The sequence below is a fragment of the Haloarcula sp. CBA1127 genome (genome assembly GCF_001485575.1).
GTDB lineage: Archaea > Halobacteriota > Halobacteria > Halobacteriales > Haloarculaceae > Haloarcula.
Window position 1 is genome coordinate 2317372 of record NZ_BCNB01000006.1, and the last position, 25297, is coordinate 2342668.

Below are 25297 nucleotides of genomic sequence, written 5' to 3' on the forward strand. Positions count from 1 at the left end.
TATGAGCGACAACGACACAGACGACGTTCGCACGGACGGTTCCGGCACCGGTATCGTCTCGCCGGACGACGAGACCCCCGCATGGTCCGAGCGAAAGGAGCGGACCCAGGGGCTCTCCCGGCTGACCTACGAGTACTTCGAGCGGGCGCGCCGCGAGGACCAGGACCTTCGCCAGCAGTCGGACTACGTCGAGCGTGACGTGCTCGCGTTCCCGGCCTGGCCCCACGAGATGATGCGCAATATCGCGCTGACGTCTTTCTTCGTGGGCATGATTCTGTTCGTCTCGGCGACGTTACCGCCAGAGATGCCGAACCCCGCAAACTCCGGCGTGACGCCGGCGATTATCCTGCCGGACTGGTATCTCTACTGGTCTTTCGGCCTGCTCAAGCTCGGCCCGCTGAACCCCGAGCTGAGCATCCTCGGCGGTTCGAAGCTCATGGCTGACCGAACCTACGGTGTGCTGGCAAACGTCGTGGTCGTCGGATTCGTCGCCATCGTCCCCTTCCTGAACAAGGGGTCCGCCCGCCGTCCCGTCGAGCAGCCGTTCTGGGCTGCGGTCGGGATGTCCGGCGTCATCTTCAGCCTGACCATCGCCGCGCTGTCCATCAAGAACCTCCTCCCGATGGACTCCCACCTGCTGTTCGACCTGACGTTCCTCGTCCCCATCATCAGTGCGACCATCACCTACGCGGTGCTCAAGACGATGCGCGAGGGCTACATGTTCGACCTCAACCGTCGGTACTATCGGCTGCGGCCGCCGAAGTAATCTGATCGGTCGATTTCTCCGTCGTTTCTCACGTTCTCTGCCCACTACTACCGCGAGCGTTGCGACCACATCTCGCCGCAGTAAAGTGGCTCCCGTCCCTAGTGGTACCGATGACAGGGGACCAGTCAGCGGGGACTGAAGACGGTTCGGAGCGGCGGGACGTTGTGGTGCCGCTGCGCGTGTACAAGGCCGTGACGGTGTTTTCGACGCTGTTTGCGGTCGTCAGCGTCGTCGCCGGATTCATCCTCGTCGACGTGGCGACACAGCGGGCGTCAGCGCCCGCCTCAGAGATCGATGTTCCGGTCGGCCTCGCCGGGATCGCGTGCATCCTCGCCGGCACAGTCGTCTATGCGTTTTCGACGCGCTTCCGTACCGAGGAAATGGGAAAGTCTAAAGACGACGCTACCTAACGTTCGGATAATGGCTGACGAGTTCATGAAGGGGTTCGCGTGCCTCATGGTCGGCGGACTGGGTTGGATGACCATCAAGGGCTGGTACAACACGCCGAGTTTCGAGGGGGCACAGCTCACCGGCGAACTTACTATCGAGGAACCGACCACGTTCGACCAGATCGCTCTGTTCATGGGCGACGCGTTCTTTTGGTTCGCGGTACTGGGCGCACTGACCTTCTGGGTCGTGCTCCCGCTGATCAGTGAATTCCAGGCGTATCTCAACGAGCGGTCGGCATAAGTACGCAGTAGCCGTGTCTTTCTAACTGGGACCGACGCCACTCTCAGTTCGCAGTCTGATCGAGCGGTGCGCTGTCCTCGTCACGTACCTGAATCCCGCGGGAACGAAGCGCCGCGGCGAACTTTGTTGGTGACACTCCGCTGTAGGTCGCCGCCTCTTCGAGTGTGAGTGTTTCCCCGCGATATAGTGTCAACGCCGTTGTGAGGGACCTGTGTGACATGTTCGTCTACACCGACACAAATGAAGTGTAGGTATTAAACTATTGCGGCTAATTCTATACCAATTAGCCCCTGAAATCGTAGTATGCTGGCCGTCCAAAAACTATTATGGCGCAGAACCATACGAATGTTTGGTACTGGATGAGCTGGGAGGAGTGCCGATCATATACCCACGGCTATCGGTAGGCGCGGCTAACAAATTACAGGTACTCGACGCCGACAGAATGAGAGGCCGTGTTCAGACGATAGCGCTCCAGGGACCCTTGATGACCCAGAACAGGCTCTGGTAGCCCGCGTACATGAACACTACGAGGGCGGCGACGATGGCTCCCTTCGGCCGTTCGAGTGGAATGTCACGGCGCGCCTCGACCTTCCGGGATTCGAACTCGAAGAAGTCGGTGATGACTGCGCCGAGGACGAGTACCGACAGGACCATCCCGCCGTGATGGTGAAGCGTCATGTAGAAAAACGACAGCACGACCAGCGTGATGTTGGTGAACGTGTGCGCCGGGTGGCGGCTGACCGCGTCCGCGCCATCGTTTTCGTACTGTTTGACGTGGCTTCTGTGGGCGAGCTGCCGGGTCAGGAAGTTGACAATTACCACTCCGAAGATGACGTATTCGATGAGGAGCGCGCCGCCGACAGTGGGGCTCCCCAGAATGGTATCCAGTGGCCCAAAGAACGTTACGGATGGCTGCATATGCAAAGCTCTGTCCACCGTCCATTAGTGTCTTTCCAATCTCACTCGAATCTGGACTGGCTCTCGTCGACGACGGCGGTCCGAACGGGGGACCCGAGCGAGATTGTGATACTTTCCTGATAGCTGACGGGCTGAGATACGCGGTCATCGACGAGTAACTCGACGGTCGCCTCGTCGCGCTCGACCGAGGCACTGAGTCCGTCGACGGGCAACACCCAGTGATCCGGGTCGGTTGCAAACGGCGCGATCGGTGCTGCCACTGCCTGGTCTGACGGTGCCAGAATTGGGCCGCCGACACGGTGGGCGTAGCCCGGTGAGCCAGCAGCCGTCGCAATTACGACACCGTCGGCCCGGAACTGTCCGATGCGGTCAGCCGTCGATGCAATAGTGAACTCGGAGATGCGGGCGGCGTCGGCAGTGACGAGGGTCACGTCCCAGAACGCCTGTTCGACCGTTCTGTCGGGCATCGTTACGCGGAGGATCGGATGCGTCTCAACCCGGGCGTCCGCAAGCCCCGACACAGCCCCGACAGCGTCGTCTCGCGGTACTGACCGGACGCCGCGACCTGCCGCGACTGGCAACACGAGCGGGTCACCGTCGGCCCGCGCCACGGCAGCGACGGCGTCCTCACCGACAGCGACGACCCGTTCAGTATCCGGCACAGTGCCGTCACTACCCCGTTCAACAGCTACGCCGGCGTCTCGGAGCACGTCTGCGAGGGCGTCGTCACCGACCACACCAACGGGGGTTTCCATCATCTGAAACTCCGGGCCGGCGGAAAAAAACCTGCCGCACTTCGCGTGATGGTACTCAGATATCGAGACGACGGCGCGCGTATTCGACGAGAATCGGCATGTCAGAGAGATGGGTGAGCTTCGCAATCGCCCGCCGGTCGCCGCCGTTGATCTGCCTGAGGGTGTCCTGTCCGGTACTCCGGAGATCGTCCATCAGCTGATCGTACCGCTCGTTCGGGGCGAGATACAGCAGTTCCGTCATCATCAGGCGGGCGTTGTGTTTCGGGGCTACCTCGCTGTGCCAGAGCTGATCGTAGACAGAGAGGTTCTCCGCCGACGTGTCGGGTTCGTCGGGCTTGAGCGCCGAATCGGCTGTCGCGGCTGCGGCGCGGGCCGATTTCATCCCTTTATGTATCCCCTCTCCCCACAGCGGGTCGACAGTCGGGACAGTGTCGCCGATAGCCATGAAGTTGTCCGTGCTCATCGAGTCGGGTGGCTGGATGTGGGCCGACCCGCGGTGGGCCTGTGTGCCCTCGATTCGCTCGGCGTCGTCGAATCTGGGGTCCGAATCGAGCCAGTACTCCAGATAGTCGTCGATCCCCATCCCGTCTTTGGCGTACTTCTGGTGGGAGCCGTTCTGGATGTAACAGAGGCCAACTTTCGCCGTATCTTCACCGGTGTGGAAAATCCAGGAGTAGCCACCCGGGGCGAGGTCGTGATCGAGGCGGAGCATCATCGCGTCCCTGAGGTCGGCGTAGTCGTCGTGGTTGACTTCGACGCCCTCGAACTCGTACTCGACGCCGATGGCCTGGTGGTCCCGCTGGAGGTTACACACGTCTAGTTCCTTCGCCAGCGGCGCGGCAGGGCCGGTGGCGTCGATGACGATGTCCGCGTACACCTCTTCGTCGCCGTCGTAGCGGACGCCGACGATCTCACCGTTTTCCATGATGGGGGCCGAGACGCGGGAGTCAAAGCGGTAGGTCGCGCCCTTATCCCGGCCCTCAGAGACGAGCCACTGTTTGAACTCCGCGAACTCCAAGACTGCGCCGGTCTGATTGCGGACGTAGTGGTCGTTGGGGGACTCGAGTACGACGTCGTCCGTGTAGTTCATCACCACGTCATCAGGAATCGCAAAGCCCGTCATCGCCGACATAAACGTCCCGGCGGTAGACTTGTTGCTCTGACGCGGGAACCCGTCTTCGGGCTCGCTTTCGAGAACGAGCACCTCGTAGTTTCGCTCCGCTAGATCACGGGCACACTGCGCCCCGGCAGGGCCGGCTCCGGCTATTACCACGTCAAAGCGCTCGCGCATGGTTGTGGGTATTCCCTGTCAGTAATCAGTCTTTCCGAATACACCGAGGGCGTTCTCGAAAGGGTAAAGACGGCCCCACTACCATGACGGGAACACCCGGGGCGACATACAATGGTTCTCAAGACAGGCGCGGGCGTGCTCGCGGACAGGCGGCGGCTTCCCACGGCAGTACGGGCAGTGCTGGGATACTACGCGGACACCGGCGTGTTCGATGCCGGCAGTCTTTCGCTGAAATCCGAGATCGATGACCGCACCGAGGCAATGGTCGACGACGTAACCGACCGCATCGAGGACGCCCTCGAAGACGAGTTCGGCCGGCCGGTCGAATTCTCCTATGACACGAAGCTTATTCTGCCCGCACAGTTGACGCTGGGCTATGTCTACCGCAATGCCCGTCAGCAGGCACCCGGTGACCCCGTTATCGACGCTATCGCCGACGGTGTTCCGACTGTCGACAAGACGGCGCTGGAACAGGGACCGGCACAGGACCTTGCGCCCCGCGAGATGGTCGTCCGCGCCGAGCAGATGACTCGCCTCTCCATCGAGGCACTCATCGATGGCGATATGCGCGACGCCATCAACGACGACGAGTTCGAAGATTTCGAGGTCGAGTTTGAGGCGGCCGAGGGCGACCGGTTGGAGCCCTCGAAGCGACACGGTGAGCGAAGCGAGCCGTGGAGCGGGAGCGAAGCCGACCGCCGTCGTGTCGCCGAGGTCGCCCAGTCCGCGCTGCAGTCCCACCTCGACGGCCTGTTGGAAGATATGCCGCCTGTTGTCGAGAACGCCTACCAGTGGGCTGTCGACTACAGCGAGGCCCATCAGGACCGCGACGACTACTTCCGGGAGCTGATGACTGCGGCCGAGGACGGTGACGCCGATGCCCTGACCGATATCCGGAAAGAATACAAGTTCGCTGATTATGACGAGGAGCCGGCGACACTTACCGAGACGGAGAAGGAACTCCCCTACAGCAAGACCCAGTACGCCCGTGTCGGCGTCCTCTACGACGGGATGCTTGACCTCTACCGACTCGCTGGCCTCGATATCGATGACGAGTTCGCCAAGGCCATCGTCCTCGCCATCATCGGCGCACAGGTGTGGCTCGACGACGTCGACGACTACGACGACGACCGCGCGGAGGGGCAACTGACACCTGTTACCGCCGAGTACCTGCTCGCGCCCGACGACGAAGCCGCCTATCGGCGCGTCGTCGACGTGACCGAACAGTACCTCGACCTCGCGAAGTCCTACGCAACGGCCGCCGACTCGCCGTTGACCGGCGTCGCTGTCGAGTACATCTACCGCTCCGGCGACCCGGACGTCCTGCCCGGCAAGCCTGAGTAGGCACACGAGCGATATCGATTCGACCCAAGCGCCAGAGTTTATATCACGCCGCCCGCACCGAGATTTGAATGCTTCACTCGTGGGTGGGCAGGGCCGCAGCTATCTGCGGATTGCTGGCCGTGCTGTTCGCACTCATGGTCGGATTCGGCACCGCCACGCCGGCCTCCGAACTGGGCGATTATCCCGCAGAGGACGCACTAGCTGCGGACTACGACAGGTACGTCGGCGAGTCTGTTCAGGTGACTGGCACGGTCACCGGAACTGAGCCGGTCGAAATCGCCGTCGAGTACGAGTACGCTGCTAACGGCGAGCGCTACAGCGGCACACTCGCGATCGTGGTCCGGAACGTCGACAGAGCCGTCGCCGAAGGCGAATCACTGCAGGTGTACGGGACGCTCGGCCCAGATTGGACCATCACCGCGGAAAACAGTGTGAGCGTGCCCGCGACAAACTACGTTGCGATGTACCTCGTTTCTGCCCTCGCCGGCCTGTGGACCCTCGGACGGCTAGTCTGTGGTTGGCGGCTGAACTGGCAGACGGGGGCACTATGCCGGCGTGAGGAGCCACTCCGGCCGATACGGGCGCTGCGCACACAGGTGCAGGAGGTGCGTGCCTGATGCCGGACCTGCTCTCGCACGCCTTCATCGCGTTCACCATCTGTACCCTCCTGTCACTGCGGTACGACTGGCTCACTGGCGAGTATGTGACTGTGGGTATGGCGGGCGCATTTATTCCGGATATGGCGAAAATCAAGCTCCTAGTGGATTCCGCGACCATCGAGGCGGCGCTGGACACCCCGTTTGACTGGCTGGGCGTCCACACGCTCGGTGGCGCGTTCGTCGCCGTCCTTGTAGGGGTAGTGGTCGTGAACCGCGCCGACCGGCGGCGCGTGTTCGGTCTGCTGTCGCTCGGGGCGGCCAGCCACCTGTTTGCCGATGCACTCCTACTGAAGGCGGCTGGCCGATCATACGAAGTGCTGTGGCCGCTGACGCAGTACCACCCGCCGACACCGGGGCTGTATCTGAGTACGGATATCTGGCTCACCGGCGTCACTGGTTCCGTTGCAGTGGCGGCCTATCTCCTCGTGCAGTACAGAGCATAGCGCTACTTACGTCTACCTTCCTCAGCGCTTCCCCAGCGCCGTCTCGAACACGCGCTGTGCGCGCTCGTAGGCGGCGTTCCGGTCGACGATTGGGTGGTAGTAGTCCGGGGCCAGTTCCTCGCGTTCGCCGTCCGAGAGCGTCGGCCAGTCGACAATCTTGTTCGATGGAACGCCGCGAAGCTCCGGCACGTACTCCGTGACGTAGTCTGCCCCGCTGTCGTACTTGCTCATCTGTGCGACCGGGTCGAAGATTCGCACGTCCACGGAGTCGGTCCCGGTCGAGGCCGTCCACTGCCAGCTGGCGGCGTTGTTAGCCGGGTCGTGGTCGACCAGTCGCTTCCGGAAGTGTCGCGCCCCCTCGCGCCAGTCGACGAGGAGATGCTTTGTGAGGAAGGACGCGACGTTCTGGCGCGGCCGGTTATGGATGTACCCCTCCTGTTCGAGCTGGCGCATCCCGGCGTCGATGAATGGATACCCCGTCTCGCCGCGCTTCCAGGCCTCGAAGTTATCCTCATCGTTTTCCCACTCGATACGGTTTGGGAACGTCTTGTAGTTCTCCGACAACAGCGTTGGGTTGTAGTACAGCAGGTGGTAGCTCTGTTCGCGCCACGAAAGCTCGTAGCGGTACTTCTGGATGTTTCGCTGGGCGTCGCCGGTAGCTTCTGTATGTCGGTCGGAGGCATCACGCCACATCTCGCGGATGCCGATCATCCCCGCCGCGAGGTACGGCGACATACGCGAGACGGCGCTGGTCGGCCGCTCGACGGCGGCCTGCATATCATCTCTGGTATCGTTGTACGTCTCGATGCCGCCGGTGAGGAAGTTGTCGTATCGCTGCCGTGCGCCCTCGTAGCCGGGCGTCGGCAGGTCCATCTCCGTCTCGATGGTCGGCGCTGTCGTTGGGTCCGACACGTCGACGAGTGTGCCCGAGTCCGGACTGCCGACCGGCGGTAGCTTGTGGTGGGCCTGCCAGTCGTCGTAGAAGCGGCTGTGGTTCTCGTACTGGCTATCGAGCCCTGCCGGGTCAACGAGCACGAGGTCAGTCAGCGATTTCGTCGGGAGCGCTTCGTCGACTCGCCGCTGGCGGTTCCGCCGTGCTGGGCGGTAGTGTTCGTTGTAGTACACCCGGTCGGCATCGTACTCATCGACAACATTCGAAAGCACATCGACGGCAGTCCCCTTCCTGACGAGTAACTCCCCGCCGTGGTCCCGATACGCCTGTTTCAGCGCTCGGACGCCGGCCAGCAGGAACGCTCGCTGCCGCTTCCCGATGGTTGCCAGCAGGTCCGTGTCGAGAACGTACACCGGCAGTACTTCGTCGTCCGCAGCGGCGGCAGTCAACCCCCGGTTGTCCGGTATTCGGAGGTCCCGCTGATGCCAGAAAACGTGCATACCTTTTGTTAGGGATACCAGCATATGGGTCCGAACCCGATTCTATTGTGTGTGAGACCGGAAGACATGATATCTGGCTCTCTGTCTCCCACATATCGCCGACCTACTGTGACGCAGGTTTGCGAACGAGATAGCAGTACTGCGTGAAACTGAAAAACGTCTCCCCGGCAACCTCCTGCTCCCGGAGGTCGTTCACCCAGGCCTGTGCCGCCATACGCTCGATAGCTCCATGGTCGGCCGCATAGTCCTCAATGAACTGCATGAGATGATACGCGAACGTCTCCTCTTCGAGTCGGGTGTTGACAATAGTGTTCGGTTCGACCCGGTCAACCGCCAGCCCACCCTCTCGGAGAACCGGAGCCAGACGGGAGCCCAGTCGCGGGTGCGGGCAGTGGTCGTCGAACGCCCTGAGGATGCGGGCCATTCGCTCTGGATTGGGACTGCGCCAGACAAGCGACGCGAAATCAGCGTCACAGACGACAGCGGACCCGCCGGGCCGCAGGACTCGGGCCAGTTCTGCAACCGCCGGCGCAACTGTTTCGAGGTACTCAAACACCTGCACCGCAACGGCCACGTCAACCGATTCGTCGGCCACTGGAAGGTAACTAGCGTCTCCCTTTGACACGGTCACTTGCGGGAGCGGAGCACAGCGTTCTCGGGCGAGTTCAAGCATCGCCTGGCTCCGGTCGATACCGTGAACGTGTCCCTCGGTGCCGACCGCCCAGCCGATCTCTGCCGGCTCGAAGCCCGGCCCACAGCCAATAGAAAGAACTGTGTCGCCTAGTTCGGGTGCGAGCAGGGTCCGGACTCGCTCCCGACGCGCCGCTGCGGCCGGCGTTCTGTATATCGCCTCCTCTTGCCGGGCTTCCGCTTCGTCGTAGTCGAGCGTGTCACCCATCTCCGTACAGTCCTCATTCGACTGTCATAAATAAACCCATTCAGCAACGTTGTGATCGCCACAACTTGTTGCCGGGATGTGTCATCAAGAACACCTGTTTGGGGAGTCTATAGAAACGCCAGGTAGCATACGGCGGCCGCAGGCCGCCGTTTCACCGGAATCGAGGCTCGGCCTCGATTCCGGCCTTTTTCGCCCACGTTTTTCGAGGAGCCTTCCCACAGCGCGCTCTGTGAGCGCGCGAGGAAAGGCGACGCTGAAAAAGGTGGTCTAGTAGAACTCGCGGACGAGGTCCATCGCGCCCTCGGGCGCGCCGTCTGGAATCTCGGCCATCGAGCCCTCGACGCCCTCACGCTCCTCGAATGGAACGGAATCTTCATTCTGATACAGGACGCCCATGTACTCCTTCTCGCTTTCGAGGATCTTGTCCTTGGCCTGGTCGCGGTCCGATGGGTCGTGGTCGGTCTCGTCGAGGTCTACGATGGCGTCGCGGAAGTAGTCGTAGGTGTCCACGTCGTTGAACGTCACACACGGCGAGTAGACGTTCACGAAGCCGAAGCCGTCGTGTTCGACGGCCTTCTGGACGATCTCGGCGTGTCGCTGTGCGTTCGAGGAGAACGACTGCGCGATGAACGTCGCGCCGGAGGCTAGGGCGAGGGCCTTGGGGTTGACCGGCGGCTGGTTCGGGCCGTCGGGCGAGGTCGAGGTCTCGAAGTCCTCACGCGAGGTCGGCGAGGCCTGCCCCTTGGTCAGCCCGTAGATCCGGTTGTCCATCACGACGTAGCTCATGTCGACGTTGCGCCGTACCGCGTGGATGAAGTGGCCGGCACCGATGGAGTACCCGTCACCGTCACCGCCCGAGACCATCACTTCGAGGTCCGGGTTGGCCATCTTCACGCCGATGCCCACCGGCAGGGCGCGGCCGTGGACGCCGTGAAGCGCGTAGCTGTGCATGTACGTCCCGATCTTGCCGGAACAGCCGATACCGGCGACGATGAAGGTGTTGTCGGGGTCGTTGCCCGTCTCTGCCAGTGCCTTCATCATGCCGTTCATCGTCCCGAAGTCACCGCAGCCGGGACACCAGGTCGGTTGCTTGTCGGATTTGAAGTCTGTGAAGCGAACGTCGGAACTCATTGTGTTGCCTCCGGGGGTGTGTCAAGCGTCTGCTTGATCTCGGTTGCCAGTTCGTCTGCTTTGAACCGCACGCCGTTGTACTTGTTGATGCGCTGTACCCGTTCGAGGACGTCGTGCTCAATAACATCCGCAAACTGGCCAGTGGCGTTACACTCGACGACAATGACGTCCTCTGCGGCTTCGATCTCTTCGGAGAGGTCCGGCCGCGGGAAGATGTACGGCACCGAGAGGAACCGCACGTCGTAGCCGTCTTCCTCCAGCAGCGTCAGCCCTTCACGCAGGGCCCCTTCGTTGGAGCCCCAAGAGATGACGAGCGTGTCGGCGTCGGGGTCGCCGAACTCGCGGTAGTCGAAGTCCTCCTGTTCGCGGGCGGTCTCGACTTTCCGCTGGCGCTTGTCGACCTGCTCGATACGCACGTCCGTGTCCTCGGTCCGGCGACCGAGTTCATCGTGTTCGAGGCCGGTCGTCATGTGTGCGCCGTCGGTCGTGCCGGGGAACGCACGCGGCGAGACCCCGTCGGCGGCCGCGAAGTGGGCCTGGAAGCGCCCCTTCTCGTCCAGCCAGGTGTCGATTTCGTTTTCGTCGACGACCTTCCCGCGGTCGATTTCGACCTCGTCCATGTCGAAGGTCTCTGGGGAGAAGGTCTGTTCCGTCACGGCCATCGCGAGGTCCGAGACGAGGAAGACCGGGGTCTGGTACTTCTCGGCGAGGTTGAACGCCTCGACGGTCTTCCAGAAACACTCCGAGACGGTCGTCGGCGCGACGACGAACCGCGGAATCTCGCCGTGGCCGCCGTACAGCGTCATGTTGAGGTCGCCCTGCTCCTGTTTGGTCGGCATCCCGGTCGACGGACCGGAGCGCATCACGTCACAGATGACCAGCGGCGTCTCGCTTGTGGCGACCAGTCCGAACGTCTCGGTCATCAGGTCGATACCCGGCCCGGACGTGGCGGTCATGGCTCGGGCACCGGCACGTGCCGCGCCAAGCGCCATGTTGATGGCCGAGAGTTCGTCCTCGGCCTGAACGACCTTGCCGCCGAACTGGTCGACGCGACCGGTCATGTACTCCATCACGTCCGTCGCCGGTGTGATGGGGTAGCCGGCGTAGAAGCGACAGCCGGCGGCGATAGCGCCCATGCCGATGGCCTCGTCGCCGTTGAGGAGCACGTAGTCCTCGTCGGTGGTCTCCATGTCGTAGTCGAACTCGCCGTACTCCTCTTGGACGTAGTTCTGGCCCTTGCGGGCGGCCTTCTTGTTGTTCTCGACGATGGCCTCGCCTTTGTCGCCGAAGCGCTTTTCGAGGCTCTCGTCAAGGTTCTCGATGGGGAAGCCGGTGACTTCACACGCCGCGCCCAGTGCGACGACGTTGAGCATGATGGCCCCACCCGCGTCCTCCGCGAGTCGTTTCAGCGGTACTTCAAGTGCTGTCGCGTCGCCGGGAACCTCCACGTCCTGCATCGTCGAGCGCTCGCCGTCGTAGATGATGACGGAGTCCTCGTGGAGTTCGTCCTCGTTCTCGTGGATCGTGCGCTCGGTGAGTGCGATCAGGATGTCGAGGCGGTCGACGACACTCTCAACCCGGTCGACTGACGTCCGTACCTTGTAGGCAGTGTACCCGCCACGGATGCGGGAGGCGAAGTCCTTTGAGGTGAAGACGTGTCGACCAGCCCGGGAGAGTGCCTGCGCGAAAATCTTCCCGGTGGAGTCGATTCCATCGCCGGCTTCGCCGCCGATGGCCCAGTTCAGGTCCTCTGGCATTATATCCCTCGGGTAGCCAGCGTGGTAGGAAAAGCCTTCCGTAACCGCCCGCGCGCGCACTACTCGCATTCGAGTGAATTCCGGGGTAGTTTCGAGTGAAAACCGGCATAATAACCCGTATGTTAGAAAACACCAGCAAAAAATGCCGGGAGGCGTGAAACTCCGCGACCGTAACCCCCTTGCCCAGTCACGGCAACTCTCGGGTATGGATGAACAAGTCCTCGACGTGGTTGCCGTCCGAGATGTCGGACCGGACACCGTGGCGATCGACTTCGAGACACCGGACGCCTTCGACGCACAGCCGGGGCAGTTCGTCAAGCTGACGCTGGCCGTTGACGGGGAAGACATCTCGCGGTTCTATACAATCTCCTCGCCGACGGTCGACGAGGCGTTCGAGATTACCGTCGGCATCGACCCCGACGGCGAGCTAGCCCCCCAGCTCGGCGCGCTTGAAGCGGGCGACGGTGTCCGCATTGCCGGGCCGTTCGGGTCGGATTACTACGAAGGCGAAAGTCGCGCTGTCGTTCTCGCCGGGGGTCCCGGCGTCGGTCCGGCCGTGGGTATCGCCGAGCGCGCACTGGACGACGGCAACGAGGCCGCAGTCGTGTATCAGGACGATGCGCCGGTCCACGAGGACCGACTGGACGCGCTCGCCGAGGCCGGGGCGCTCGTCTCGGTCATCGACAGCGAGGAGTCCCTGACTGAGCCGGTCGCCGACGCCATCGAGGACGGCGGACAGGTGTTCATTTACGGCTTCGCGGACTTCCTCGACGCCGCCACGGAAGCGCTGGAAGCTGCGGGGGTCAACACTGACGACGCGAAAGTCGAGAACTTCGGATAGGTCGGTCGAGTGCCGTTCGAGCGCTGTCTTATCGGCTGGCTATAATTCCACGATACACCGCTGGGAGCGGTGTTAGCTTTCCTCACCGACGTCCGACGCTCGAACGGTCATCACCGGAACCGGCGAGGTTCGGACCAGTTTTTCGGCAACGCTGCCCAGCAGGTAGCGGTCGATGCCGGTGCGGCCGTGAGTTCCGATGACGACGAGGTCGGCATCAGCTTCCTCAATAGCGTCGAGGATGGTCCGATACGGGACGCCGTGAGCGATAGCTGTCTCGACGGTTTCGACCCCCATCTCGGAGAGTCGGTCGGACGTATTCTCGACCGCATCCGTCGCGACTGACTCCAATTCGTCGACGATAACGCTCGACCCGACATCGACACCGAGCGACCGCGTGTCAACAACCGAAACGAGATGAACGGTGGCATCGGTTGCGCTTGCGAGCGCGCCCGCCGGTTCAATCGCTGCCTCCGCGCCGCTACTGCCGTCGGTCGGGAGCAGAATGTCGTCGAACGAGACGGTCCCCGGCTCCGCGTCGGCTTTGACCGAGAGGACCGGTACGTCGGCGAGGCGGACGACCTTCTCGGTCACGCTGCCGAGGAGGAACCGCCGGACACCGGTGCGGCCGTGGGTCCCCATGATGATGAGGTCGATGTCGTTCTCGTCGCCGTAGTCAAGCACCGCGTCGTGGACGACCCCCTCGCGGACCGCGGCGGTGACGGACAGGCCTTCGGTGTCGACGTGGTCAGCCTGTGACTCGATGAACGCTTCTGCTGGGGAGTCGCCATCGTAGTCCCAGTCGTCCGTGGGTCCGTGCTCGTCGACGACCGAGAGGACGTGGACGGTTGCATCGTGAGTGCTGGCGAGCGTCGCGGCGACCTCGAACGCGCGCTCGGAACCGGGGCTTCCGTCGGTCGGAACGAGGATTCTGTCGAACATCGGGTGTCGCTATTCACCGCCGTCGGTGATAAAGTATCGTGGCGGATGGAGGAACTGACCGGGAGAGGGCGACGGTGGTGCCACAAGAACAGAACAAAGCCTATAACAGTCGGATGCCAATTTTTCCCATGCGCGAGGCAAGTCGAACGACGCGCCAGCGCATCGCTGACCAACTACGCGACGAAGCGATGGCCGCCGGGACAATCGCCAACGAGTTCGAAATACAGACCAGCGACGCGCTCACGCACGTAGAGCATATATCGAAATCTCTGGAATCGACCGACGAACAGCTTCTCGTCGCGCCGCCCGAGTGCGAGGAGTGCGGCTTCACGGACTTCGACGACTTGACGAACCGACCGAGTCGATGCCCGGAGTGTAAATGCGAAGCCGTCTCGGAGCCGGCGTACCGGATCAGCTGATACAGGACCGATTCCCAGCGGCATCGATTCTGTGCGCTCAGTTCCCGGAGAAGCCGATGCGACCGCGTGAGGAAAGGTCATGATTGCCGGAGGGTCCCTGATTTTCGAACTCGTAGCGCTCGTCAGTCAGGTAGACATCACCGTCCTCAGTAGTGATCGCGACTTCCTCCAGCACTGCCCCCTCGCAGGGACCGTAGTTACACAGCCCCGACTCGGATTCGAACGTCGCCCCGTGTTTCTCACACACCAGTTCCCCGTTACGAACCGTCGCCCCACTGCCTTTGTCAAGCCGGACATCTGTCCAGTGTGGACAGTAGTTCTCGAACGCGACGACGGCATCGGACAACTCAACGATAATCGCTTCTTTCGTGTCGAACCCGTCACGAACAGTGAACAGAAAGGTTCCATCGTCTGGCACTTCATCCAGCGCGACGATACGGCTGTCCTCGTCCATACTACGCATCCCTAAGGATGTGAGCCGTTTCAAACCGCCGGTCACGGCGAGTAGCGCGGAACGTAGCTCCGCAGACAGTTGTGGTGGGAATCAAGTCGCCAAAGCCGTGAACGGCCACCAAGCGGGTCCCGGATGCGAACCACTCGTCGGGATTCTGATGTCCACTGGCACGTCGGGTTCTGAGTTGCGTCTCGCTATTGGCGGTGTGGAGCGCGAAGACGTGGTGTGAACGAGCCGTCTCGATACAGAGTGAGTTTGTAATTAATAAATCAGATAAGAAACACGTTCTCAACGCTGTATATACCTAGAGTCGAAAGTGTGTGTAGATGGCGGCTCTGTCGACGATTCTTTCCCTGATTAGCATTCAGGTACTCTCGAACTCTGATACATAATTCTACTATCACTACCAACTATTTATTATGATGTAGTGTTTCATCATTCTTTGCAGATGTGCATGGTAGATAACATGAGACACACCTTCGATTCCAGATGAACAGAACCCAAATAACCGGCAGTGGCCGAGCGTCTCGGCGAACTGTGCTGAAAGGGATTGGCGCGCTCGGTGCTGCAGTATTCGGCACCGCCACATCGCTCGGCAGTAGCGCCGCCGTCGGTGATAGCGCGGTGTACCAGTACTACCACACAGACTGGACAGAAGTCACAGCGACGCTGGAAACAGTCGCACAACAGGGCTACGATGCAATTCAGGTCCCACCCGCCCATCGGAGCCGCCTCGATCGGAGCCATCAAAACGGTGTCACCGACCCACCGCTGGGGTACCAGCCCGTCGATCTGACGGATTTCAACAGCGTGTTCGGCACAGAGGCCGAGTACGAGGCGATGGTTCAGGAGGCCCACAATCAGGGCCTCGACGTCGTCGCCGACGCAGTCATCAACCACATGGCTGCAAACGACGACTTCCGGGACGCGCCGGGCATTACGTTCGAGGACCTCCCTCGGTTCAGCGAACGCGACTTCCACCCGAAAGACGACATTAACTACGACGATCCAGAGTCGGTCGAGGACGACTGGCTCGTCGGGCTGAAAGACCTGAAACAGACGTCCGAATACGTCCGCGGCGAGTTACAGAACTACGTCCAGAAGTACGCGGACCTCGGTGTCGACGGCATTCGCTGGGACGCCGCCAAACACGTCCCCGAGTCATTTTTCGCCGACTACGCGAACCAGTGGGCCGACGACCTCGATCTCTGGACAGTGGGTGAGGTGCTCGATGGCGATGTCAGCGTCTGCCAGGGGTACGCCGACACGGAGATGTCCGTCACTGACTACCCACTCTATTACACGATGAAAGAGGAGACGTTCCACAGCGGCGGCGATATGCAGGCGCTCGACGGCGCCGGCATGGTGAATCAGTCGCCGTTCCAGGCGTTCACGTTCGTTTCAAACCACGACAGCGGGCCGCCGGACTACGAGAAACTCGCGTACGCCTACATCCTCACATACGAGGGGTATCCACGGGTGTACAGCAACCGTATCAGTGTCGACGACGACGGCATCCGGAACCTCCTCTGGATCCGGAACAACCTCGCAAGCGGCGACGCTCAGACCCGTCACGTCGATCAGGACCTGTACATCTACGAGCGCAAAGGGAACCTCCTCGTCGGCCTGAACCGTGCGAGCGGCCAGCGGAGCAAGTGGGTCCCCACAAGCTGGACGAACCAGGCACTCAACGATTACAGCGGCAACGCGGGCAATATCTCGACCAACGGTGACAGCTGGGTCCAGATCACCGTTCCCGCAACAAGTTGGGTCTGCTACGCACCCGAGTAGGCCGCGGACGCGGGCACCAGTCAGCTAGCACGCCAGCGATCCACGCTGGCTTGCTTTCTACCCCCTCAGTGCAATCAGTACTGTTGCTCCTCGATGCGCTCGTCGAACAGCCGCTGGAGGAGCTTCGTCATCGGCCCGCTCCCGACGGAGATGCCGTCGACGGTCTCGATCGGCCGGATCTCCCACGTCGAGTTTGTGAGAAACGCCTCATCGGCGTCGCGCAGGGCATCGAGCGAGTAGTGGCCGGTTTCGACGGGGAAGTCCTCGCCGCGAGCGATGTCCATCACCACGTCGCGGGTAACACCCGGCAACAGGTCGAGGTCCGTACTCGGGGTCCGGAGACCGTTGTCCGTGACGAAAAAGAGGTTGCTCGTCGCCCCTTCTGCCAGATTTCCGTCCATGTCCCGGATGAGACACTCGTCGGCTGGGTCGCCGCCAGCGGCGGCCTTCCGGAGTTCGAGTCGGCCGAGAATTCCGTTGAGGTAGTTGTGAGTCTTCGCGTCCGCCGGAACGGCCTCGCTGGGAATCCGTCGGGTCCGGACCGTCTGAACCGACGCCGGTTCGTCCCAGACGCGCTCGCCGTCAAGCCCGCCCCGCGGGAGTTCCTTGCAGATGACGACGACAGTTGGGTCGACATCGGCCCCCGGCGTGAGCTTTCCGGGCTGGACGCCCCGCGTGACAGACAGTCGGACGTACGCCTCCGCTAGATCGTTAGCCGCGAGCGTCTCGTCGACGCGCTCCCCGAGGTCCTCGGGAACGGCGTCAGCGAAGCCCAGCGTCTCGGCCGTCCGCTGGAGGCGCTCGCGGTGGGCGTCCCACCGGAACGGCTCACCCCCGTAGGCCCGGAGCGTTTCGAACGCCGCGTCGCCGTACATGAACCCGCGGTCGCGCACCGACACCGTCGCCTCGTCTTCGGGAACGAGCGTCCCGTTTACGTGGTATTGCATAGCAGGCAGAAGTTCTCGATCATGGTCTTGCCGTGGTCAGTCAGGATGCTTTCGGGATGGAACTGCACGCCGATGTGCGGGCGGTCGTTGTGGCGGACGCCCATGACGACCTGCGACTCGTCCGTGCCGTCGTCGGTGACAGAGTCAACTGAAGTCGGTTCCGTCGTGGTCCCAGCAGCACCGCCGTCACTGACGGTGTACGCTGTCTCGGTCAGCACGTCGGGGAGGTGCTCGCGGTCGACTGCCAGCGAGTGGTAGCGCCCGACCTCGAACGGGTCTGAGATGTCTTCGAACACACCTGTGCCGTCGTGGGTAACTGACGATGATTTGCCGTGGACGACCGCCTCGGCGTGGCCGACGGGCGCACCGTTGGCCGCACACAGCGCCTGATGGCCGAGACAGACTCCCAGCGTCGGGTACTCCAACTCTTCGAATATCGGAATCGAGACGCCAGCCTCCTCGGGTGTCCCTGGCCCCGGCGAGACGACGATGCCGTCGGGGTCCATCTGCTGGATACCTTCTACGTCGATGGCGTCGTTGCGCCGCACAACTACGTCGTCCTCAGTCCCGCCGAGGCGGAGGACCACCTCGCCGACGTACTGGACGAGGTTGTACGCGAAGGAATCGTAGTTGTCGATGACCAGCACGGTCGGAGCCAGTGAGTCCGTCGCCGGGCCACCCTCGGCGTCGGTGCCGCTGTTGCCCCCGCTTTCGCCGCTATCGCCGCTGCCGCCGTTACCATGAGAGTCGCTCATCCCTCGCCCTCCATTGCCAGGTCGACACGCCGGCCAAGCGCTTCGTCGACGGCGTTGACGAGCGCGCGGCCCTTGTCAAGCGTCTCCTGATACTCGCTGTCTGGGTCCGAATCGTGGACGACGCCGGCACCGACGCGGAGGTGATACTCCTCGGCGTACCGGACCAGGGTCCTGATGACGATGTTCAGTGTCGCTCTGCCGTCGAAGCCGAACAGACCGATGGAGCCGGTGTACGGCCCCCGTCGGGTAGCCTCCACCTCGTCGATAATCTCCATCGTCCGGGGCTTGGGCGCACCGGTGATGGTGCCGCCAGGGAACACCGCAGCGATGGCGTCCTGCAGAGACGCGCCGTCGCGGAGCCGGCCCTCGACAACCGAGACGAGGTGCATCACTTCGGAGTAGCGGTCGACGCGGCGGTAATCCGACACCTCGACGCTCCCAAATTTGCTCACTTTCCCGAGGTCGTTGCGCTCCAGATCAACGAGCATCGCGTGTTCGGCCCGCTCCTTCTCGTCGTCGAGCAGGTCCGTTTCCAGTCGGTCGTCGGCCTCGGGCGTCTCGCCTCGCGGGCGGGTGCCGGCGATGGGTTCGGTCTCGATACGGTCGCCGTCGCGGTGCAAGAGGAGTTCCGGGCTGGCGCTGACGAGGTCGACGCCGGGGAACTCAAGCAGGGCGGAGTACGGTGCGGGGTTCACAGTTCGAAGCGCGTCGAAGGCCTCGACGGGATGGACTGCGGCGGGTGCGCGGAGGCGTTGGGAGACGTTCGCCTGGAACGTGTCGCCGTCGCGGATGTACTGCTTGACTGTCCGGACCCGGTCGGCGAATGACTCGCGCGTGCAATCGCTTTCGAAGGTCGCTTCGTCGGCCTCGACCGGAGGGTCCCCGACGGCAGGGTCCCCCTGCACGGCCGCCCGTGCGAGGTCCAGCGCGTGTTGCTTTCCGAACTCGTATGCCAGTTCTGGCGTCTCAAAGTCGCCGACCCGCGGGCAGGCCGTCACGCGCAGCGTCACCGACTCACCGCGGGGTTCCTCCCAGGCGGCGAAGCGGTCGTAGCGAGCTATCTGGAGGTTCGGGAGCGCACGGTCGGCGTCGGCGCTGTCGGGCAGGGACTCCAGTTCCCGCGCCACGTCGTACGAGAGCCACCCGACGGCCCCGCAGGGATACGGCACGTCACAGTCACCGCGAACCAGTCGCTCGCCGTCAAGGAACTCTGTCAATGCGGCGAGGGTCCCGCCTGCTCTCGGGTCGACTTCGTGGAAGTCCGCCGGGGCTGTCCCGAAGTAGCCCCACCCAGACTGTCCACCGGTCGTCGCCAGATACACGCCGCCAGTTTCGTCGCGCGCCCGGCGATAGGCGAGAAACGGGTCATCAACGTTCACTCGAACCTCGACAGGGACACGCGCCGCTGCGGGCGCGCCGGCTGCGAGGTCGGTGAACGTCATCCGGTCGGTTTCGACCGATTGCATTACCGAACGAAAACAGTGCGGCGACTAATTCCCTTGCGGTTCGGCGCAAAAAGATGGACTGCCAGCGGTCTCAGAAGTCCTCGGCCCGCTCTATCCAGCCCGAAACACGGCTCTCTGAGAGGTCGGTGTCCGCGGCGATGTCCGCTGCATCCGCAGCGGCCAGTTCGCCCACCGTCTCGATACCGATATCGGCGAGTCGGTCGGCGTAGGCGGGGCCGATGCCCTTGATGTCTGTGACGGGGGCAGTGCTTCCCTCGTCGTCGGTCTCAGCGGCGTCCTCGTCATCAGCCTCGGCCGGTTCCTCGTCAGTAGTGGCCGCCGAGTCGCTGGCTTCGTCGTCGGCCGCCGTTTCTGGCTCGGAGTCCATGGAAGAATCATCGGCCGCAGATGTCGATTCGTCATCGGTGGTGGTCGGTGACGCGGCAGTCTCCGACTCGTCCGTGTGAGCAGATGTTGCACTCCCATCCCCTGATTCAGTCCCGGCCCCGTCCGCGGTATCGGATGTGTGGGTCTCGGTAGTCGTCGCGGTGTTCGTCCCCTTCACAGCGTCTTCGTCTTCAGTAGAGGGCTCTCGCTCGACGGTCACGTCCACGTCGCGGTTAGTTCCCGACGTGGATGACCCAGTCCCGTCAAGCCCGAGGGCGGATTTCAATTTCTGAAGCAGACCCATACATGGACGTATTTATCCCCCACACAAATCTCTTGCTGGTGACCGCTCCGCTACAGGTGGTCGCGCAACTGGTCGTTCATCCGGTCCACTGGCGCATCTTCGCCAGTCCAGCGTTCGAACGCTTCGACCCCCTGATACAGGAGCATCCACGCACCGTCGACTGTCGTTGCGCCCGCGGCCGCCGCGTCCTGTAGCAGACGGGTCTCGATTGGCGTGTACACCGCATCGAGCACCGCGAGGTCGCTGTGTAACGCGTCGGTGGGGACCGGCGTCTTGTCTTCCTCCATACCGACGCTGGTGCAGTTGACGAGGATGTCGGCATCCACAAGCAGGTCGGAGAGCGAGTCAAGCCCGTGGCCGGAGGCGTCCGGGACTTCATCGGCGAGCGCGTCGGCTTTAGACTCGGTCCGGTTCGCGATCCGCACCGACAGCCCCTTGTCGGCGAGCCCGAACGCAACCGCTCGCCCCGCACCGCCGGCCCCGACAACGACCGCCGTGCCCGACAGCGACACACCGTGGTGGTCCAGCGCTCGGACCGCACCGACCGCGTCGGTGTTGTAGCCCGTCGGCGTCTCGCCGTCGAAGGCGACAGTGTTGACCGCGCCGATGCGTTCGGCGAGCGGCGCGGTGTCGACGGCGTCTAGGACATCCTGCTTGAACGGGATTGTGACGTTGAGGCCGTCAATTCCGAGCGTCTCTGCCGCTTCGATGGCTTCGGCACCAGCATCAGCTGGTGGTTCGAACGTGACGTAGCGTGCATCAAGTCCCAATGCCTCGTAGCCCGCCTCGTGCATCGGGGGCGACAGCGAGTGCCCGACCGGGTTGCCGATGAGTCCGTAAACGTCCATACCAACGCCAGCGCGCCCCGGTCGTATGAACGCCACGCTCTGTGGGAAGCACGGTCTGCAGCCGACACTTTCGCAAGCTTTTCAGCCAGACCCAGCCACACTTCCGACAGTGAGTCGTTTTCGCCATCCACTGATGCAAGTCGCAGTCGCGCTGGCCCTGACTGTCGGCTGGATTTACCTATTTATCTCCGGCATTGAGGTCGGGAACGTGACCACCGTCGCGGTCAGTGGGCTCGCCGTCCTCGGGGCGTCGTTCCTGCTGGCCTGGGGCGCTGAAACTGCAGAGAAAGACGTACCGAGGGCGTTCGCTATTGCCGTCCTCGCCATCCTCGCCGTGGCTCCAGAGTACGCCGTCGACGCACTGTACGCCTGGAACGCCGGGGCTGGTGGGGCGACGACGGAGGCCTGTCGCCAGTTCACGGCGGCAGAAATCGAGTCCGCGAGCGGGGGGCTCGCTCGCGCCTGTCACGACGCGAACCTCGCGATCGCGAACATGACCGGCGCGAATCGCATCCTTATCGGTATCGGCTGGGCGGGCATCGCTGTGTTCACCGTCTGGCGCGCCGCAAAGACACAGGACCCCGCAGTCACGAAACGCGACGGCTTCCTGAAAGACGCCGTCCAGCTGGACACCGACATCGCAACCGAGATTTCCTTCCTCTTTCTGGCGACGCTGTGGGCGTTTCTCGTCCCTCTTGGCGGCGGTATCGGTATCCTCGATACGCTGTTCCTGGTCGGCCTCTACGTCGCGTACATCGGCCTCGTGCTCAAGTCCGACATCGAACACAGCGAGCACACTGTGGGCGTGCCAAAGTACTTCCAGGAGTGGTCGCTGCCGTGGCGGCCGCTCGTCGTCCTAGTGCTGTTTGGCTACTCTGGCGCGATGATATTCACTGCAGTCGAGCCGTTCGCCCACGGCCTCGAAGAGATCGGTGTCGCGAACGGCATCCCCGAGTTCTTCATGATCCAGTGGGTTGCTCCGCTGGCCAGTGAGTCACCCGAACTCATCGTCGTTGCCGTGCTGGTCAACAAGGCCCGGTCGACGGCCGGGTTCAACGCCCTCATCTCCTCGAAACTCAATCAGTGGACGCTGCTCATCGGGACCATCGCGGTGGTGTACTCCATCGCGCTCGGCGGGTACGGCGTCCTGCCGTTCGACGCCAGACAGGGCGCGGAGATCTGGATTACGGCGGCCCAGTCCTTCTTTGCGCTCGCCATTCTGGTCAACTTCGAGATCAGTATCCGCGAAGCAATCGGGCTGTTCACGCTGTTCATCTCGCAGGTGATTCTGGAGTTCGCCATCATCAGGGACCTCATCGCTCTGCCGATATCGAGTCACGACCTTCTGCTGGCGTATACAGGGCTGTACGTCGCCATCGGCGTGGGGCTGTTCGTCCAGCGCCGCGAGGCGCTGAAACACCTGTTCGGGCTGGCCGGTGACGCCGTCCGGTCCGCGATGGGTCGTGAACCGGTCCATCTGGAGAACGCCGATTGATGCTTGGAATCGTTGTCTCACAGGCCGACGCAGCGTCAGTTCACATCGGCGAACACCTGCGTTCTCTGCGTGACTGGGAAACGAGCGTCGACGAAACGCGGCCCGACGACGAGGGCGGCGGTACGGTGTTCCGAACAGACAGCGTGGAACTCCGCGAGTTCGAGGCGTTACATCTGGACATCGAAAACGTCGCGGCAGCGTTCGACGACCCGGACCTGCTGGTGTTCGCCTCAAAACACGCCGGCGAGACGGACGAGCTCCTGACGGCTCACCATACCGGAAACTTCGGCGTCGCGGAGTACGGCGGCGAAGACGGGCAGTTCGCCCGAGCCTGTCCCGGTGCTCACAAGAGCGTGGTTTCGGCGCTCCAGCGCCACGCTCCGCCGAACTACGAAGTCGGGATGGAGTGTACGCACCACGGCCCGACAGAAGTCGGCGTTCCGTCGATGTTCGTTGAGGTCGGCAGTGCGGAGCCACAGTGGGAGGACCCCGACGCCGCCGAGGCCGCTGCCAAAGCGATACTTGACCTCGCCGACGAACCGGCTGACAGGCCACGAGAGAACGGGACGCGCCGCCACCTCCTCGGCGTCGGCGGCGGCCACTACGCCCCGCGATTCGAGCGAGTTGTTCGTGAGACGGACTGGGCAGTCGGCCACATCGCCGCCAACTGGTCGCTGGACGCGCTGGCGGAGTGGGCCGACAGCGACAAGGAGCGCGACACAGTGCTCGACCGCGCCTTCCGGGCCAGCGCGGCCGACTACGCCCTCATGGAGGGTGACCGGCCGGATCTTGAGGCAGCTATCGAGTCGTTGGGCTACCGCGTCGTCAGTGAGACGTTCGTTCAGGAAACAACCGGTGTCGACCTTGGCCTCGTCGAGGCGCTAGAAGACGCTGTCAGGCCAGTCGACGAGGGCCTTCGATTCGGAGCGCTTGCACCCGGATACGACGGCGAGTGGACCGTACTCGACCTCCCGAAAGAACTTATCTCGGACGTGCGCGGCATCGATAGTGCGGCATTGCGTGAGACTATCGACCGCCAGTCTATCGCGTACGCGACTGAGCAAAACGGGACCGTGCTCACCGGACCGATTGTCTGTCCGGCGACGACGGATCTGGAAGCGGTCGTCGACCCGCTCGTCGAAATTCTCGAACGACGCTTCGACAGCGTCGAGCGAAACGCGGACGAACTCATCGCCCGCGAGACAGCGTTCGATCCGGACCTCGCGCGAACTGCTGACATCCCCGAGGGACCGAAGTTCGGGAAACTCGCCTCTGGCGAATCAGTCGAAATCGACGGCGAAGAAATCGACCCGGAGCGGTTCCATCGCGAGCGTATACGTCGATATACGCTGTGAACACTGGCGCGTTAGCCGCCAAAGCTGGCACTCAACACGTCAGACGGGCGTCAGACACAGGGGGAAAACTAATAACTATTCGTCTGCAAGGACGCTTTAAATTATGGATTCGATAATTGACGACGCTATCGACGAGGCAGAACAAGACGGGGAGGACGCGGCTGGCGGCACTGTCGACGAAACGACATCGACGCCGTCACAGGACATGTCCACATCGGGGACGATGTCCGACGAGGAACTGGCAAGCGTCGTCAAAGACCTAGAGACGAAGATTACGGTCGTCGGCTGTGGTGGCGCTGGCGGAAACACGGTCACCCGGATGATGGAGGAGGGCATCCACGGGGCCAAACTCGTCGCCGCAAACACCGACGCACAGCACCTCGCCGACGAGGTGGCCGCCGACACCAAAATTCTCATCGGCCGCAAGCGTACCGGTGGCCGCGGCGCGGGCTCTGTCCCGAAAATCGGCGAGGAGGCCGCACAAGAAGATATCGAGGACATCCAGCAGTCTATCGACGGGTCGGATATGGTGTTCGTCACCGCCGGTCTCGGCGGCGGCACCGGCACCGGCGCAGCCCCGGTCGTCGCACAGGCCGCGCAGGAAGCCGGCGCACTCACTATCTCTATCGTCACGATTCCGTTTACCGCGGAGGGTGAACGCCGCCGTGCCAACGCTGACGCTGGCCTCGAACGACTCCGTTCCGTTTCCGATACGGTCATTGTCGTCCCGAACGACCGTCTGCTGGACTACGCGCCGTCGATGCCGCTGCAGGACGCGTTCAAGATCTGTGACCGCGTGCTGATGCGCTCGGTCAAAGGCATGACCGAACTGATTACCAAACCCGGCCTCGTCAACGTGGACTTCGCCGACGTTCGGACCATTATGGAGAACGGCGGCGTCGCGATGATCGGGCTGGGCGAATCCGACTCCGAGAACAAGGCGCAGGACTCTATCCGCTCGGCACTCCGCTCTCCGCTGCTTGACGTGGAGTTCGACGGCGCGAACTCCGCGCTCGTCAACGTCGTCGGTGGCCCCGACATGAGCATCGAGGAAGCCGAGGGCGTCGTCGAGGAAATCTACGATCGTATCGACCCCGACGCTCGTATCATCTGGGGCGCGTCGGTCAACAACGAGTTCGAGGGCAAGATGGAGACGATGATCGTCGTCACCGGCGTCGAGAGCCCACAAATCTACGGCCAGAGTGAGGCCGAACAGGAGAAGGCCGCCCAGCAACTCGGCGAAGACATCGACTACGTCGACTAAACTACCCCG

The 25297-nt window shown here is 62.8% G+C and carries 27 protein-coding genes; 12 read left to right on the forward strand and 15 right to left on the reverse strand.

Annotation, left to right across the window (positions count from 1 at the left end; all coding sequences use genetic code 11):
* The first annotated feature begins 1 nt into the window (after position 1).
* The 3 genes from AV059_RS16240 (at position 2) to AV059_RS16250 (ending at position 1456) form a co-directional block, all read left to right on the forward strand.
* Positions 2–766 carry a cytochrome bc complex cytochrome b subunit gene (locus AV059_RS16240; protein WP_058996095.1) on the forward strand — a complete coding sequence of 255 codons (765 nt, stop codon included), beginning with the start codon at positions 2–4 and terminating at the stop codon, positions 764–766.
* A 110-nt stretch (positions 767–876) separates the two neighbouring features.
* Positions 877–1176, forward strand: coding sequence for a hypothetical protein (locus AV059_RS16245; RefSeq protein WP_058996097.1), 300 nt, complete (start codon positions 877–879; stop codon positions 1174–1176).
* A 10-nt stretch (positions 1177–1186) separates the two neighbouring features.
* On the forward strand, positions 1187–1456 hold the full coding sequence (locus AV059_RS16250) for a hypothetical protein (protein WP_004517812.1): 270 nt from the start codon (positions 1187–1189) through the stop codon (positions 1454–1456).
* 43 nt (positions 1457–1499) lie between these two features.
* Here the strand turns inward: AV059_RS16250 and AV059_RS21660 are convergent, their stop codons facing one another.
* From AV059_RS21660 to AV059_RS16265, 4 genes are all read right to left on the reverse strand, one after another.
* Positions 1500–1676: a UPF0175 family protein gene (locus AV059_RS21660; RefSeq protein ID WP_079990792.1), complete on the reverse strand. Its 177-nt coding sequence runs from the start codon at positions 1674–1676 to the stop codon at positions 1500–1502.
* 236 nt (positions 1677–1912) lie between these two features.
* Positions 1913–2374: a hypothetical protein gene (locus AV059_RS16255; protein WP_058996099.1), complete on the reverse strand. Its 462-nt coding sequence runs from the start codon at positions 2372–2374 to the stop codon at positions 1913–1915.
* Between the two features lie 41 nt (positions 2375–2415).
* Positions 2416–3129, reverse strand: coding sequence for an NAD(+)/NADH kinase (locus AV059_RS16260; RefSeq protein WP_058996101.1), 714 nt, complete (start codon positions 3127–3129; stop codon positions 2416–2418).
* 55 nt (positions 3130–3184) lie between these two features.
* Positions 3185–4420 carry a digeranylgeranylglycerophospholipid reductase gene (locus AV059_RS16265; RefSeq protein WP_058996103.1) on the reverse strand — a complete coding sequence of 412 codons (1236 nt, stop codon included), beginning with the start codon at positions 4418–4420 and terminating at the stop codon, positions 3185–3187.
* A gap of 111 nt (positions 4421–4531) precedes the next feature.
* Here AV059_RS16265 and AV059_RS16270 point away from each other — a divergent pair, with 111 nt between their 5' ends.
* The 3 genes from AV059_RS16270 (at position 4532) to AV059_RS16280 (ending at position 6866) form a co-directional block, all read left to right on the forward strand.
* A complete protein-coding gene (locus tag AV059_RS16270; RefSeq protein WP_058996104.1) occupies positions 4532–5764 on the forward strand; it encodes a hypothetical protein in 1233 nt (410 codons plus the stop codon).
* 68 nt (positions 5765–5832) lie between these two features.
* Positions 5833–6381, forward strand: a complete 549-nt coding sequence (locus tag AV059_RS16275; protein WP_058996105.1) for a hypothetical protein — start codon at positions 5833–5835, stop codon at positions 6379–6381.
* The gene (locus tag AV059_RS16280) at positions 6381–6866 is read left to right on the forward strand and encodes a metal-dependent hydrolase (RefSeq protein WP_058996107.1); all 486 of its coding nucleotides are present in this window, start codon (positions 6381–6383) and stop codon (positions 6864–6866) included. Before AV059_RS16275 ends, AV059_RS16280 begins: the two co-directional genes overlap by 1 nt.
* 21 nt (positions 6867–6887) lie before the next feature.
* Here AV059_RS16280 and AV059_RS16285 read toward each other — a convergent pair whose 3' ends face one another.
* The 4 genes from AV059_RS16285 to AV059_RS16300 all read right to left on the reverse strand — a co-directional run bounded on the left by AV059_RS16285 (position 6888) and on the right by AV059_RS16300 (position 12044).
* The gene (locus tag AV059_RS16285; protein WP_058996109.1) at positions 6888–8258 is read right to left on the reverse strand and encodes a deoxyribodipyrimidine photo-lyase; all 1371 of its coding nucleotides are present in this window, start codon (positions 8256–8258) and stop codon (positions 6888–6890) included.
* 103 nt (positions 8259–8361) lie between these two features.
* Positions 8362–9156 carry a class I SAM-dependent methyltransferase gene (locus AV059_RS16290; protein WP_058996111.1) on the reverse strand — a complete coding sequence of 265 codons (795 nt, stop codon included), beginning with the start codon at positions 9154–9156 and terminating at the stop codon, positions 8362–8364.
* A gap of 267 nt (positions 9157–9423) precedes the next feature.
* On the reverse strand, positions 9424–10287 hold the full coding sequence (locus tag AV059_RS16295) for a 2-oxoacid:ferredoxin oxidoreductase subunit beta (protein ID WP_058996113.1): 864 nt from the start codon (positions 10285–10287) through the stop codon (positions 9424–9426).
* On the reverse strand, positions 10284–12044 hold the full coding sequence (locus tag AV059_RS16300; RefSeq protein WP_058996115.1) for a 2-oxoacid:acceptor oxidoreductase subunit alpha: 1761 nt from the start codon (positions 12042–12044) through the stop codon (positions 10284–10286). Before AV059_RS16300 ends, AV059_RS16295 begins: the two co-directional genes overlap by 4 nt.
* A 205-nt stretch (positions 12045–12249) precedes the next feature.
* Between AV059_RS16300 and AV059_RS16305 the strand changes: the two genes are divergently transcribed.
* Complete coding sequence (locus AV059_RS16305) at positions 12250–12885, forward strand: FAD-dependent oxidoreductase (protein WP_058996116.1); 636 nt, start codon at positions 12250–12252, stop codon at positions 12883–12885.
* A gap of 72 nt (positions 12886–12957) precedes the next feature.
* Here the strand turns inward: AV059_RS16305 and AV059_RS16310 are convergent, their stop codons facing one another.
* Positions 12958–13824 carry a universal stress protein gene (locus AV059_RS16310; RefSeq protein ID WP_058996118.1) on the reverse strand — a complete coding sequence of 289 codons (867 nt, stop codon included), beginning with the start codon at positions 13822–13824 and terminating at the stop codon, positions 12958–12960.
* A 128-nt stretch (positions 13825–13952) separates the two neighbouring features.
* Between AV059_RS16310 and AV059_RS16315 the strand changes: the two genes are divergently transcribed.
* On the forward strand, positions 13953–14243 hold the full coding sequence (locus AV059_RS16315) for a transcriptional regulator (RefSeq protein ID WP_004592932.1): 291 nt from the start codon (positions 13953–13955) through the stop codon (positions 14241–14243).
* 37 nt (positions 14244–14280) lie between these two features.
* Here the strand turns inward: AV059_RS16315 and AV059_RS16320 are convergent, their stop codons facing one another.
* Positions 14281–14697, reverse strand: coding sequence for a Rieske 2Fe-2S domain-containing protein (locus AV059_RS16320; RefSeq protein WP_007190455.1), 417 nt, complete (start codon positions 14695–14697; stop codon positions 14281–14283).
* Between the two features lie 537 nt (positions 14698–15234).
* On the opposite strand from AV059_RS16320, the gene AV059_RS16325 reads away from it, so the two are divergent.
* Positions 15235–16488, forward strand: coding sequence for an alpha-amylase domain-containing protein (locus tag AV059_RS16325; RefSeq protein ID WP_228841823.1), 1254 nt, complete (start codon positions 15235–15237; stop codon positions 16486–16488).
* Positions 16489–16562: 74 nt separating this feature from the next.
* On the opposite strand, the gene AV059_RS16330 is transcribed toward AV059_RS16325, so the two are convergent.
* The 5 genes from AV059_RS16330 to AV059_RS16350 form a co-directional block, all read right to left on the reverse strand.
* Positions 16563–17435, reverse strand: coding sequence for an aminotransferase class IV (locus AV059_RS16330; protein ID WP_058996122.1), 873 nt, complete (start codon positions 17433–17435; stop codon positions 16563–16565).
* A complete protein-coding gene (locus AV059_RS16335; RefSeq protein WP_058996124.1) occupies positions 17420–18190 on the reverse strand; it encodes an aminodeoxychorismate/anthranilate synthase component II in 771 nt (256 codons plus the stop codon). Before AV059_RS16335 ends, AV059_RS16330 begins: the two co-directional genes overlap by 16 nt.
* The gene (gene pabB, locus AV059_RS16340) at positions 18187–19656 is read right to left on the reverse strand and encodes an aminodeoxychorismate synthase, component I (RefSeq protein WP_058996126.1); all 1470 of its coding nucleotides are present in this window, start codon (positions 19654–19656) and stop codon (positions 18187–18189) included. The genes AV059_RS16335 and pabB overlap by 4 nt, the downstream gene beginning before the upstream one ends.
* Before the next feature lie 70 nt (positions 19657–19726).
* On the reverse strand, positions 19727–20326 hold the full coding sequence (locus AV059_RS16345; protein WP_058996129.1) for a helix-hairpin-helix domain-containing protein: 600 nt from the start codon (positions 20324–20326) through the stop codon (positions 19727–19729).
* 50 nt (positions 20327–20376) lie between these two features.
* Positions 20377–21174, reverse strand: coding sequence for a shikimate dehydrogenase (locus AV059_RS16350; protein ID WP_058996131.1), 798 nt, complete (start codon positions 21172–21174; stop codon positions 20377–20379).
* Positions 21175–21307: 133 nt separating this feature from the next.
* On the opposite strand from AV059_RS16350, the gene AV059_RS16355 reads away from it, so the two are divergent.
* The 3 genes from AV059_RS16355 (at position 21308) to ftsZ (ending at position 25288) form a co-directional block, all read left to right on the forward strand.
* On the forward strand, positions 21308–22669 hold the full coding sequence (locus tag AV059_RS16355) for a sodium:calcium antiporter (RefSeq protein ID WP_058996133.1): 1362 nt from the start codon (positions 21308–21310) through the stop codon (positions 22667–22669).
* Positions 22669–24024 (forward strand): D-aminoacyl-tRNA deacylase, encoded by a 1356-nt coding sequence (locus AV059_RS16360; protein ID WP_058996135.1) that lies wholly within the window; start codon positions 22669–22671, stop codon positions 24022–24024. Before AV059_RS16355 ends, AV059_RS16360 begins: the two co-directional genes overlap by 1 nt.
* A gap of 103 nt (positions 24025–24127) precedes the next feature.
* On the forward strand, positions 24128–25288 hold the full coding sequence (ftsZ, locus tag AV059_RS16365) for a cell division protein FtsZ (protein WP_004592941.1): 1161 nt from the start codon (positions 24128–24130) through the stop codon (positions 25286–25288).
* The last annotated feature ends 9 nt before the right edge of the window (positions 25289–25297 follow it).

Coding starts and splice junctions, on each gene's coding strand:
- AV059_RS16240 (WP_058996095.1), top strand. CDS start 2: ATGAGCGACAACGACACAGACGACGTTCGCACGGACGGTTCCGGCACC.
- AV059_RS16245 (WP_058996097.1), top strand. CDS start 877: ATGACAGGGGACCAGTCAGCGGGGACTGAAGACGGTTCGGAGCGGCGG.
- AV059_RS16250 (WP_004517812.1), top strand. CDS start 1,187: ATGGCTGACGAGTTCATGAAGGGGTTCGCGTGCCTCATGGTCGGCGGA.
- AV059_RS21660 (WP_079990792.1), bottom strand. CDS start 1,676: ATGTCACACAGGTCCCTCACAACGGCGTTGACACTATATCGCGGGGAA.
- AV059_RS16255 (WP_058996099.1), bottom strand. CDS start 2,374: ATGCAGCCATCCGTAACGTTCTTTGGGCCACTGGATACCATTCTGGGG.
- AV059_RS16260 (WP_058996101.1), bottom strand. CDS start 3,129: ATGGAAACCCCCGTTGGTGTGGTCGGTGACGACGCCCTCGCAGACGTG.
- AV059_RS16265 (WP_058996103.1), bottom strand. CDS start 4,420: ATGCGCGAGCGCTTTGACGTGGTAATAGCCGGAGCCGGCCCTGCCGGG.
- AV059_RS16270 (WP_058996104.1), top strand. CDS start 4,532: ATGGTTCTCAAGACAGGCGCGGGCGTGCTCGCGGACAGGCGGCGGCTT.
- AV059_RS16275 (WP_058996105.1), top strand. CDS start 5,833: ATGCTTCACTCGTGGGTGGGCAGGGCCGCAGCTATCTGCGGATTGCTG.
- AV059_RS16280 (WP_058996107.1), top strand. CDS start 6,381: ATGCCGGACCTGCTCTCGCACGCCTTCATCGCGTTCACCATCTGTACC.
- AV059_RS16285 (WP_058996109.1), bottom strand. CDS start 8,258: ATGCACGTTTTCTGGCATCAGCGGGACCTCCGAATACCGGACAACCGG.
- AV059_RS16290 (WP_058996111.1), bottom strand. CDS start 9,156: ATGGGTGACACGCTCGACTACGACGAAGCGGAAGCCCGGCAAGAGGAG.
- AV059_RS16295 (WP_058996113.1), bottom strand. CDS start 10,287: ATGAGTTCCGACGTTCGCTTCACAGACTTCAAATCCGACAAGCAACCG.
- AV059_RS16300 (WP_058996115.1), bottom strand. CDS start 12,044: ATGCCAGAGGACCTGAACTGGGCCATCGGCGGCGAAGCCGGCGATGGA.
- AV059_RS16305 (WP_058996116.1), top strand. CDS start 12,250: ATGGATGAACAAGTCCTCGACGTGGTTGCCGTCCGAGATGTCGGACCG.
- AV059_RS16310 (WP_058996118.1), bottom strand. CDS start 13,824: ATGTTCGACAGAATCCTCGTTCCGACCGACGGAAGCCCCGGTTCCGAG.
- AV059_RS16315 (WP_004592932.1), top strand. CDS start 13,953: ATGCGCGAGGCAAGTCGAACGACGCGCCAGCGCATCGCTGACCAACTA.
- AV059_RS16320 (WP_007190455.1), bottom strand. CDS start 14,697: ATGGACGAGGACAGCCGTATCGTCGCGCTGGATGAAGTGCCAGACGAT.
- AV059_RS16330 (WP_058996122.1), bottom strand. CDS start 17,435: ATGCAATACCACGTAAACGGGACGCTCGTTCCCGAAGACGAGGCGACG.
- AV059_RS16335 (WP_058996124.1), bottom strand. CDS start 18,190: ATGAGCGACTCTCATGGTAACGGCGGCAGCGGCGATAGCGGCGAAAGC.
- pabB (WP_058996126.1), bottom strand. CDS start 19,656: ATGCAATCGGTCGAAACCGACCGGATGACGTTCACCGACCTCGCAGCC.
- AV059_RS16345 (WP_058996129.1), bottom strand. CDS start 20,326: ATGGGTCTGCTTCAGAAATTGAAATCCGCCCTCGGGCTTGACGGGACT.
- AV059_RS16350 (WP_058996131.1), bottom strand. CDS start 21,174: ATGGACGTTTACGGACTCATCGGCAACCCGGTCGGGCACTCGCTGTCG.
- AV059_RS16355 (WP_058996133.1), top strand. CDS start 21,308: ATGCAAGTCGCAGTCGCGCTGGCCCTGACTGTCGGCTGGATTTACCTA.
- AV059_RS16360 (WP_058996135.1), top strand. CDS start 22,669: ATGCTTGGAATCGTTGTCTCACAGGCCGACGCAGCGTCAGTTCACATC.
- ftsZ (WP_004592941.1), top strand. CDS start 24,128: ATGGATTCGATAATTGACGACGCTATCGACGAGGCAGAACAAGACGGG.